Source organism: Pseudomonas sp. V98_8, from assembly GCF_029967975.1.
GTDB classification, from domain to species: Bacteria; Pseudomonadota; Gammaproteobacteria; order Pseudomonadales; family Pseudomonadaceae; genus Aquipseudomonas; species Aquipseudomonas umsongensis.
In genome coordinates, this window is the sequence record NZ_JASCAE010000032.1 from 46,799 (window position 1) to 56,623 (window position 9,825).

At 61.0% G+C, this 9,825-nt stretch carries 9 protein-coding genes; 3 read left to right on the forward strand and 6 right to left on the reverse strand.

Features of this window, described 5'->3' with window-relative positions; all coding sequences use genetic code 11:
* Position 1 precedes the first annotated feature (1 nt).
* Positions 2–553, reverse strand: coding sequence for a cytochrome b (locus QLG10_RS09165; RefSeq protein WP_110750337.1), 552 nt, complete (start codon positions 551–553; stop codon positions 2–4).
* A gap of 637 nt (positions 554–1,190) precedes the next feature.
* Positions 1,191–2,927, reverse strand: a complete 1,737-nt coding sequence (locus tag QLG10_RS09170; RefSeq protein WP_110750335.1) for a flavin monoamine oxidase family protein — start codon at positions 2,925–2,927, stop codon at positions 1,191–1,193.
* A gap of 221 nt (positions 2,928–3,148) precedes the next feature.
* Here QLG10_RS09170 and QLG10_RS09175 point away from each other — a divergent pair, with 221 nt between their 5' ends.
* Positions 3,149–4,555, forward strand: coding sequence for an adenosylmethionine--8-amino-7-oxononanoate transaminase (locus QLG10_RS09175; RefSeq protein ID WP_282486998.1), 1,407 nt, complete (start codon positions 3,149–3,151; stop codon positions 4,553–4,555).
* A gap of 134 nt (positions 4,556–4,689) precedes the next feature.
* Positions 4,690–5,409: a 16S rRNA (uracil(1498)-N(3))-methyltransferase gene (locus QLG10_RS09180; RefSeq protein WP_188263458.1), complete on the forward strand. Its 720-nt coding sequence runs from the start codon at positions 4,690–4,692 to the stop codon at positions 5,407–5,409.
* Between the two features lie 81 nt (positions 5,410–5,490).
* On the opposite strand, the gene QLG10_RS09185 is transcribed toward QLG10_RS09180, so the two are convergent.
* Genes QLG10_RS09185 through QLG10_RS09195 form a run of 3 tightly spaced genes read right to left on the reverse strand, consistent with a single transcriptional unit; the run spans position 5,491 to position 8,042 of the window.
* The gene (locus QLG10_RS09185) at positions 5,491–6,393 is read right to left on the reverse strand and encodes a transporter substrate-binding domain-containing protein (protein ID WP_110750329.1); all 903 of its coding nucleotides are present in this window, start codon (positions 6,391–6,393) and stop codon (positions 5,491–5,493) included.
* Positions 6,394–6,422: 29 nt separating this feature from the next.
* Positions 6,423–6,773, reverse strand: coding sequence for a RidA family protein (locus tag QLG10_RS09190; protein WP_110750327.1), 351 nt, complete (start codon positions 6,771–6,773; stop codon positions 6,423–6,425).
* A gap of 27 nt (positions 6,774–6,800) precedes the next feature.
* The gene (locus QLG10_RS09195; RefSeq protein WP_282486999.1) at positions 6,801–8,042 is read right to left on the reverse strand and encodes a D-amino acid dehydrogenase; all 1,242 of its coding nucleotides are present in this window, start codon (positions 8,040–8,042) and stop codon (positions 6,801–6,803) included.
* A 109-nt stretch (positions 8,043–8,151) separates the two neighbouring features.
* Here QLG10_RS09195 and QLG10_RS09200 point away from each other — a divergent pair, with 109 nt between their 5' ends.
* Positions 8,152–9,057 carry a LysR substrate-binding domain-containing protein gene (locus QLG10_RS09200; protein WP_020797405.1) on the forward strand — a complete coding sequence of 302 codons (906 nt, stop codon included), beginning with the start codon at positions 8,152–8,154 and terminating at the stop codon, positions 9,055–9,057.
* 26 nt (positions 9,058–9,083) lie between these two features.
* Here the strand turns inward: QLG10_RS09200 and QLG10_RS09205 are convergent, their stop codons facing one another.
* Positions 9,084–9,701, reverse strand: a complete 618-nt coding sequence (locus QLG10_RS09205) for a hemolysin III family protein (protein WP_020797403.1) — start codon at positions 9,699–9,701, stop codon at positions 9,084–9,086.
* Positions 9,702–9,825: the final 124 nt, after the last annotated feature.

The following is a 9,825-nucleotide window of genomic DNA, read 5'->3' on the forward strand; positions in this document are numbered from 1 at the left end:
TTCAGGCTTTGCGACCCAGCATTCGCTTGAGGGTCACATCACGGTCGATAAAGTGGTGTTTCAATGCTGCCAACGCATGGAGGCCGGAAAAAATTACCAGCACCCACGCCAGCCAGAGGTGAATCACACCCGCGGTGTCTGCCTGGTCCGGTAGCCCGGACACCAGCGCAGGCACTTCAAACAAGCCAAACACCGGGATACCGACACCTTCTGCGGTGGAAATCAGGTAACCGGCAATCATCACAGCGAACAGACTGAGATACAGAAAGCCATGGCCGAACTTGGCGCCCAGGCGCGTCATCCGGCTGTAGCTCGACAGGGTCGGCGGCGGCGGACTGATGAAACGCCACACCACCCGCAACACCATCACACCCAGCAACACCAGGCCGATGCTCTTGTGCAGGTCCGGCGCGTCTTTGCGCCAGGTGCTGTAGTAGTCGAGCCCGACCATCCACAGCCCCAACGCGAACAGGCTAAAAACCGCCAGCGCCACACTCCAGTGAATGAAAATGCTGACCCAGCCGTAGCGGGAAGTTGAATTTCGTAGCTGCATTGCCCAGATCCCTGTAAGTGCTGGCCCAAGACTATCGATTTATCTATCGGATTAAAGCGGAAAATTTCGCTTTGAAATATCGAGAAATGCGATCAAAAGCCTAAATCACGCGGGTTAAGGAAAGATTAAAGTCGAAATTGTGAAAAAAAGTGAATACAAAGCAGAGAACACCTGTATCAAAAGGTTTATTCGACTTCTTGCCTCATTTTTTCAAGCGTAAAAAAACGCGGCCTGGAACCGCGCTTGTTTGTGCTTGAACGCTACGTAGACTTAGCGGGGCGATATCGCACTTCCTAATTGTGGTACACGGAAGGGGCTGCAGACAGTCAGGATTGTACGGATCCATATCGCATTTATAGGCCAGCTCATGCCCGTATCCGCGGCGATATCCCTCATGAAATATCTCCGCATTTGCACAACCCAAAAGGGTTATCAATATGATGATTACTGTCAGTTCTTTCATATGCTCTCCAGTTTTTGAAGAGCATGGGCCCAAGATCAAGCTCTACCCATCACCCCCTTCTGATTCGCTTGTGGGAAGTCTCTGATATCGCTGGCGCATGTAGGACGGGAGACAACGCCGAGATCTGGCAAAAAAAAACGCGGCCCGTGAGCCGCGTTTTTTTACGCCTGAACGTTACTGGGCCTTGGTAACCGTGGTCACCGCTGGCTTCTTGGTCGGTTCGGCCTTTTTCGCCGGTGCCTTGGCCGACGTTTTCTTCGCCTCGGTCTTCTTCACTGGCGCTTTTGCCGGTGCTTTCTTCGCAGGCTCGGCTTTCACCGGTGCCACAGGCTTCGGTGCTTCGACCGGAGCAGGTGCAGGCGCCGGTGCCGGGGCTGGTGCAGGGGCCGGTGCGACTGGCTCAGGTGCCTTGACCGGTTCTGGCTTCTTCTCGTCATCCGAGCCGCCGAACAGGTTGCTGAAGAAGTTGCCCTTCTTCGCTGCCACCGCGCCGGCTGCAGCTGCAGCGGCTACTGGAGCGGCTTTCGCCGGGTCAAACGACTTGCCCGCCGCCAGGTCTTCAACCTGGCTGGCCGCACGCTGACCGGTGCGCAACGCGCCTTCCAGGGTGCCCGGGTACAGGGTGTCAGTGTGTTCGCCAGCAAAGGCTACACGCTGAACCGGACGCTCCCACAGGCGCCAGAACTTGCTGATCTGACCAGGGCCGAAGGCCAGGTAAGCGCCGCCCATCGAAGGGTCGGTGCTGTAGCGACGGATTTCATAACCGGTAAACGAACCGCGTGCCTGTGGGTAAAACGCGTGCAGGCGGATCAGTACCTGATCGACCATCTGCTTGTCGCCGAACGCCTGCATGACCCGCGAGTTGTCGCCGGACAGGTTGATCACCACGTTGGCGCCACCCTTCAGCGCCGGCTCGACCCACAACATGCCCAGGCCGGTGTTGCTGTAGATCTCACCGGACATGCGCGCCTTGCTTTCCCACACTGGCGTCTTGAACTTCAGCATGATCTGGTCGCGCCAACCGTAGTTGGTGCCCTTGATGGCAGCCTGGTGCTGGGCGTCCAGTGCCGGGGTCATCTGGATCTTGTTCAGGGCGCGCAAAGGCACGGCCACTACGACGTAGTCAGCCTGATAGCCCACGCTGCCGACCTTGACGGTGACGCCGTCCTTGTCCTGGGTGATGGCCGAGACCGGGGAGCTGGTCTTGATGGTTTTCAGTTCTTTGACGAAGGCCTGGGCCAACACCGGGCTGCCACCGACCAGGCGCGACGCGCGCAGGTCACGGTCGGAAACGCCACGATAAACGCGACTCTGCTGTGCGAAGTACAGCAGCGAGATACGCGAAGGCTCGTCATAACGGGTGCGAATCTGCTGGTTCACCAACTGACGGGCAGTGGCCGGCAGGCTCAGGCGATCGAGCCAGTTGGACACGTTGATCTGGTCCAGGGCGTGCAGCGTGTTGTTGGCTGACGGGTTCTGCGGGTCTTCGATCGAGCGCGCCAGGTCGTCCACCGTCTTTTCGTAGCGCTTGAGCGCTTCGGCAGTGGTTGGATCCTTGGTGGCCAGGTCGGCCGCGGTGTAATACACACCGTCGATCAGGTAGCCCGGGGTGCGCACGAATTCAGGTGCTGGCGTGGTGCTCAGCTTGAACGTCGAGACGTACTTGTTCAGGACCGGCTGGGTCTTGTCGTTGCCGATCCACTCGCTGGTGGCCATGCCGGAACGGCCGCCCAGGCCTGGCTTGGCTTCCAGCAGCGTGACCTGCCAGCCTTTGTTCTGCAGCTCATAAGCAGCCGTGAGGCCCGAGACCCCGCCGCCGATCACGATCGCGGTTTTATCCTTGGCCAGCGCAGACACGCTGAACAGCCCCAACATCACCAGCGCACAGGCGCGCAGCCAACCGACAGACATTCAGCGAACTCCGGAAATACAGGAAAAATAGCGGTTTTTGCGAGCCAGGCGGCTCCAGAACCGCGAAGGATACGTCAGCCGTCAGACGCCCGCCAGCAACGTCTACCGTCCTATACAAAGTAGCTCAAACAACACAATGGGTTGTTCCCGAGGCACGCATTGCATAGGCTTGCGCGATTGTATGTCCGCGCACGACACGGACCGCCTCGAGGAGACTGAACATGGGCCTGAACAATCAGTGGATGCAACGCGATCTCGCGGTGTTGTGGCATCCCTGCACCCAGATGAAAGATCACGAAAAACTGCCGCTGATCCCGATCAAGCGCGGTGAAGGCGTGTGGCTGGAGGATTTCGAAGGCAAGCGCTACCTCGACGCGGTGAGCTCCTGGTGGGTGAACGTGTTTGGCCATGCCAACCCGCGCATCAACCAGCGCATCAAGGATCAGGTTGATCAACTGGAACACGTGATCCTCGCCGGGTTCAGCCATCAGCCGGTGATCGAGTTGTCCGAGCGCCTGGTGAAGATGACGCCGGAGGGCCTGACCCGGTGTTTCTACGCCGATAATGGGTCGTCCTGCATCGAAGTCGCGCTGAAAATGAGTTTTCACTATTGGCTTAACCGCGGCCTGCCGAACAAGAAGCGCTTTGTTACCCTGACCAACAGCTACCACGGCGAAACGATGGCGGCGATGTCGGTGGGCGACGTGCCGCTGTTCACCGAAACCTACAAGGCGTTGCTGCTCGACACCATCAAGGTGCCAAGCCCCGATTGCTACCTGCGCCCCGAAGGCATGAGCTGGGAAGAGCACTCGCGCAACATGTTCGCCGCCATGGAACAGACCCTGGCCGAGAACCATGACAGCGTCGCCGCGGTGATCGTCGAGCCGCTGATCCAGGGCGCCGGCGGCATGCGCATGTACCACCCGGTGTACCTCAAGCTGCTGCGTGAAGCCTGCGACCGCTATGGCGTGCACCTGATCCATGACGAAATCGCCGTCGGTTTCGGCCGCACCGGGACGATGTTCGCCTGTGAACAGGCGGGTATCCGGCCGGACTTCCTCTGCCTGTCCAAGGCCCTGACCGGCGGCTACCTGCCGCTGGCGGCGTGCCTGACCACCGATGACGTCTACAGCGCCTTCTACGACGATTACCCGACCCTGCGCGCCTTCCTGCATTCCCACAGCTACACGGGCAACCCTTTGGCGTGCGCGGCGGCCCTGGCAACGCTGGATATCTTCGAAGAAGACAAGGTCATCGAGAACAACAAGGCCCTGGCGCAGCGCATGGCCTCCTCCACTGCACATCTGGTCGACCACCCGAACGTCAGCGAAGTGCGCCAGACTGGCATGGTGCTGGCCATCGAGATGGTCAAGGACAAAGCCAGCAAAGAGGCCTACCCCTGGCAGGAACGCCGCGGCCTGAAGGTGTTCCAGCATGCACTGGAGCGCGGTGCCTTGCTGCGGCCGTTGGGCAGTGTGGTGTATTTCCTGCCGCCGTACGTGATCACCCTGGAGCAAATCGACTTCCTCGCCGAGGTCGCCAGTGAGGGCATCGACATTGCCACCCGCGAAAGCGTCAGCGTGGCGGTGCCGAAGGACTTCCACCCCGGTTTCCGCGATCCGGGCTAGCGTTCGCCTGCTCGTTCCCACGCTCTGCGTGGGAACACAGCCCGGGACGCTCCGCGTCCCAAAAGCGGACGCAGAGCGTCCGATGAGGCATTCCCACGCAGAGCGTGGGAACGATCCAACTACAGAGATTTAGCATGAGACTGTCCCGCTTCTTCATCGACGCCCCCCTGAGCACCGGCGAGCACGAATTGCCCGAAGCCCAGGCCCATTACATCGGGCGCGTGCTGCGCATGGCCGAGGGTGATGCGTTGCAACTGTTCGACGGTTCCGGCCATGAGTTTCGGGCTACGCTCGTTGAAGTCGGCAAAAAACGCGTGGTGGTCCAGATCCATGAGGAGTTTGCCGGCCAGGTGGAATCGCCGTTGCAGATCCACCTCGGCCAGGGCTTGTCCCGTGGCGAGCGCATGGACTGGGCGATCCAGAAAGCCACCGAATTGGGGGTCACGCAAATCACGCCGATTTTCAGTGAGCGCTGCGAAGTGCGACTCAAGGACGAACGCGCCGACAAACGCCTGCTGCACTGGCGCCAGGTAGCGATCAGTGCCTGCGAACAATGCGGGCGCTCACGGGTGCCGGTGATTCATCCGCCGGTGCTGTTGGCCGACTGGTTGAAACAGACTGAGGCTGAACTGAAGCTGGTGCTGCACCCGGTGGCCGAGCCATTGGTCAGCCATGCCAAGCCTTCAAGCCTGGCCTTTCTGATCGGCCCGGAAGGTGGTTTGGCCGATGCCGAAGTCGATCTGGCCAAGGCCAGCGGCTTCCATGCCGCCCGCCTCGGCCCGCGAGTGTTGCGCACCGAGACCGCGCCGGTGGTTGCACTGGCGGTTGCCCAGCAGCTCTGGGGGGATTTCTAAAACGATCGCAGCCTGCGGCAGCTCCTACAGGCTGGAGCGCAATCCCGTGTAGGAGCTGCCGAATGCTGCGATCTTTTGATTTTATTGCACCGGATCACTCACCGGCTTGGCAATGATCGCCTTGAGTTCGCTGGTCATCGGGAACTCAAGGTTCAAACCCTTCGGCGGGATTGGCTGCTCGAACCAGCGCTGGTAGATGCCATTGATCTCGCCCGAGCTGTACAGATCCGCCAATACACCGTTGACCAGGGCGAGGAACTGCGGGTCGTCCTTGCGCACCATGCAGCTGTAGATCTCCCGCGATTGCTCCTCCCCGACCACCACCCACTTGTGCGGGTCATTGGCCTTGGCACGCTCGCCGTAGAGCAGCGCGTCGTCCATGTAGAACGCCGCGGCCCGGCCCGATTGCAGCATCTGGAAGGCTTCCCCGTGGTCCTTGGCGCTGATCACGAACATGTCGATCTTGTGATCGACGTTGTAGCTTTTGAGGAAGCGCTCGTTGGTGGTGCCGGCGGTCGTCACCACGTTCTTGCCGCGCAGATCGGCGAAGCCCTTGATACCGCTGTCCTTGGCGGTGAGCAGCTGGCCTTTGACGTAGATGAAGCCATAGGAGAACGCCACCTGCTTCTGCCGCTCGGCAGTGACGCCGGTGGAACCGCATTCCAGGTCCACGGTGCCATTCTGTACCAATGGAATGCGGGTCTGAGAGGTGACCAGGTTGTACTTCACCTTCAGGTCAGGCCGTGCCAGTTGCTGCTGGATGCGCTCGACGATCTTGCCCGCCAGATCCACCGAGTAACCCATCGGCTTGCCGCTGTGATCACCCACGTAGGAAAACGGCACAGACGCATCGCGATAACCCAGGGTAATGCTGTTGGTGCTGGCGATCTTGCCCAGGGTGCCGGTCAGCGGCGTTTCATTGGCTTGTACCTGGCTGCCAAGCAACAGGCCGAGGCTGCAAGCGAGCAACGTGATTTTTTGCATTGTTATTCTCCGTTGTGGGTGTTGGTTGATCAGACGCGTGCAGCGATGACGGTGATTTCCACGAGCACCTGCGGGCGAGCCAGCTCGGCCTGCACGGTGGTGCGGCTCGGGGCCTGCCCCGGCGATAGCCAGGCCGACCATTCCTCGTTCATCGCGGCGAAATCCTCGGTGATGTTCTTCAGGTAAATGGTCGCGCTGAGCAGATGATCCTTGTCGCTGCCAGCCTCGGCCAGCAAGGCGTCGATTTTCCCCAGTACTTCCCGGGTCTGTCCGCTGGCATCCAGGGCATCGCCCGGTACTTGCCCGGAAAGAAACACCAGGTCGCCAAAAGTCACGGCGCCTGACAGGCGCGGGTTGCTGTGCAGTCGGGTAATGCTCATTGCAGTGTCCTCTTCAGAAATGGCTATTCAGGCGGCCCGGTGATTGAACCCCTGCAGGTCGATGGAAGGTGGACGCTCGGCGATCAACTCGCTGAGCAATCGCCCGCTGCCGCACGCCAGGGTGAACCCCAACGCACCGTGGCCGAGGTTGAGCCACAGGTTGCGATAGGCCGTCGCGCCCAGCAACGGTACGCCGCTGGGGGTGGCCGGGCGCATGCCGGCCCACTCGACGGCTTGGTCATAAGCGCCGGCATTTGGAAAGGTGTCCTGGGCCTGACGCTTGATCAGTGCCAGGCGCTTGGGGTCCAGCGCAGGGTCGAAGCCGACGATGTCGACCATCGCCGCCACGCGCAATTGCTCGCCGATGCGGGCGTAGACGATCTTGCGGTCGTAGTCGGTGATGCTCACGTCGGGCACCCGGTGACCGACGCCGATGGGCACGGTCAAGCTGTAGCCCTTTAGCGGGTACAGCGGCAGTTGCAGCCCGGGCAGCGCCAACAGCGGACTGCGGTGGCCGGCAGCGATCACCAGTTGCTCGACCGGCAGCAGGTGTTCGCCCAACTCGATGGCGTTGACGCTGCCGTGGTCATGGCGAATCCCGGTCACTGCTTGCCCGAGACGAAACTCGCAACGACCGGACGCTTGCAGCCGGGCGGCCAGTTGTTGGCAGAAACCGTGGCAATCGCCGACCTCTTCGTCCGGGGTGTAGATCGCCCCGACGAAGGGTGCATCCATCAGCGCCGGCTCCAGCTGCGCGCATTCGGCTGCCGACAACACCTGCTGTTGTTGCGGGTCGGCCAGCCCCTGGCGCGCATGTTCGAAGCTGCTGTTCTGGCGGAACGTCACCAGCTTGCCATTGCGCCGCCACTGGAAACCCGCCAGTCCATCGTCCTCGCGCCAGGACTTCAAGGTGGCCTGGCTCAAGAGCGCCAGGCGCAGCAAATGGGCGGCGTTCGCGCGGTTGACCGAACGGCGGCAGGCGCCGAGGAACGATGCCATCCAGCGCCATTGCGCCAGGTCGAAGCGCGGGCGCAGCTTCAGCGGTGAATCGCCGCGCAACATCCAGCCGATGGCCTGTAATGGCACACCGGCGTCGGCCAGGGGTGCGACGTAGCGATAAGACAACTGGCCGCCATTGGCGAAACTGGTTTCGCTGCCCAATGAGTCCCGAGCCTCGACCACCGTGACCTCAAAGCCGTCGCGCACCAGCGCATACGCCGTAGCCAGGCCAATCACGCCACCGCCGATGATGCACACACGCTGAGCCATGTCCGTCCTTAAAACCGTTGTGAAGACAAGGCCGAGGTTAGAGCCAGGTGACAGACGTTGAACAATGCATAAATATGTCAAACCCATAAACAAAGGTTATGGACTTGCCATGCGTCTTCGCCATATCGAAATTTTCCAGGCCATCCGCCAGACCGGCTCGATCAGCGCCGCCGCACAGCTGCTGCACGTCTCGCAGCCGGCGGTGAGCAAGGTGTTGCAGCACGCCGAGCAGCAATTGGGCTTCCCGTTGTTCCTGCGGGTGCGCGGCAAGTTGCAGGCGACACCGGAAGCGCTGGAGCTGGAGCGCGAAGTGGACAAGGTCAGTGAAAGCCTGCAAGGCGTACGACGCCTGGCCCAGAGCCTGCGTCGCGAGCCGGGGCACAGCCTGCGCATCGGCGCGACCCCGGCACTGGCCCTGTCGTTGCTGCCGCCGGCCATTCACGAATGGACCGGACGCTACCCGGACATCGTCTGCGAGTTGTCCAGCGCCCACAGTCGCGAACTGGTCCAGAACCTGTTGATGCGCGAAGTGGATGTCGCCCTGACCCTGCAACGCCCGGATCACCCGGGACTCAAGGCCCAAGCCCTGGCGTGCGGCGTGCTGGTGGCGCTGGCGCCGATTGGTTACTGGCCGCCGCAAGAGGCAGGCAGGCCGTTACCGCTTATGGCGCTGGCGAATGCGCCGCTGATCGGTTTATCCAGTGCCGATCCTCTGGCCGCACGGCTCGACAGCTACTTGGAAGCCGTCGAACCACCTCCTCGCGTACGCATCGCCGTGCAGACCTACTCATTGGCACGGGCGATGGTGGAATCTGGCGCGGGTGTGGCGGTGATCGATCCGTTCACCGCCCTTGGTGCGTCTCCCGACACCACAACGATTCGCCCTCTGGCGCCGCCGTTGCCCATTACCCTGTACGCAGTCACCCGCGCCGCCGAACCCCCGCCCCACACGTTGAACGACCTGTTGCAGGTGTTCGGCCGCCAAGCCCAGGAGCAATTGGATCGCCTCTGCTGACCCTGAAACCTACAAGGCAGTTTCGCCTACAAGACGTAAAAGAATATCGCCACGAAGTGCAGCAAACTCCCGGCGATCACGAACAGATGCCAGACCCCGTGGGCATGGCGCAGGCGATGGTCGAGGGCAAAGAAGATAATCCCCACGGTATAAAAAATCCCGCCCGACGCCAGCCACGCAAATCCGGCGCTGCCGAGCGCCGCCAGCAAGGGTTTGACCGCCACCAGCACGATCCAGCCCATGACCGCGTAGATCACGATCGACAGGATCCGCGCTTCCGACCTGGGCTTGATCTCTTGCAGGATGCCGATCAGCGCCAGCCCCCAGACGATCCCGAACAACGTCCAGCCCCAAGGCCCGCGCAGGGTCACCAGGCAGAATGGCGTGTAGCTGCCGGCGATCAACAGGTAGATCGAAAAGTGATCGACCTTTTTCATGATCGCCTTCTTGCGTCCGCGCACGCTGTGGTACACGGTCGATGCGCTGTACAACACCAGCAAGGTAAAGGCGTAGATCGCCATGCTGACTATTTTCCACGGATCGCCGTCGAGGCTGGCGGCCACGATCAGCCACACTCCACCGACAAACGCCGCCACCGCCCCGAACAGATGCGTCCAGGCGTTCAATCTTTCCCCGTGGTACATCGCTTACCCCCAAGCCTGAAGAGTAAATGCACAACATTTCCAAACGACACGATTCCTGTAGGAGCTGCCGCAGGCTGCGATCTTTTGATCTTGATCTTTAAAAGCAAGATCAAAAGATCGCAGC

Excerpts from the sequence above, each read along its gene's own strand:
- QLG10_RS09165 (WP_110750337.1), bottom strand. The coding sequence starts at position 553 with ATGCAGCTACGAAATTCAACTTCCCGCTACGGCTGGGTCAGCATTTTC.
- QLG10_RS09170 (WP_110750335.1), bottom strand. The coding sequence starts at position 2,927 with ATGTCTGTCGGTTGGCTGCGCGCCTGTGCGCTGGTGATGTTGGGGCTG.
- QLG10_RS09175 (WP_282486998.1), top strand. The coding sequence starts at position 3,149 with ATGGGCCTGAACAATCAGTGGATGCAACGCGATCTCGCGGTGTTGTGG.
- QLG10_RS09180 (WP_188263458.1), top strand. The coding sequence starts at position 4,690 with ATGAGACTGTCCCGCTTCTTCATCGACGCCCCCCTGAGCACCGGCGAG.
- QLG10_RS09185 (WP_110750329.1), bottom strand. The coding sequence starts at position 6,393 with ATGCAAAAAATCACGTTGCTCGCTTGCAGCCTCGGCCTGTTGCTTGGC.
- QLG10_RS09190 (WP_110750327.1), bottom strand. The coding sequence starts at position 6,773 with ATGAGCATTACCCGACTGCACAGCAACCCGCGCCTGTCAGGCGCCGTG.
- QLG10_RS09195 (WP_282486999.1), bottom strand. The coding sequence starts at position 8,042 with ATGGCTCAGCGTGTGTGCATCATCGGCGGTGGCGTGATTGGCCTGGCT.
- QLG10_RS09200 (WP_020797405.1), top strand. The coding sequence starts at position 8,152 with ATGCGTCTTCGCCATATCGAAATTTTCCAGGCCATCCGCCAGACCGGC.
- QLG10_RS09205 (WP_020797403.1), bottom strand. The coding sequence starts at position 9,701 with ATGTACCACGGGGAAAGATTGAACGCCTGGACGCATCTGTTCGGGGCG.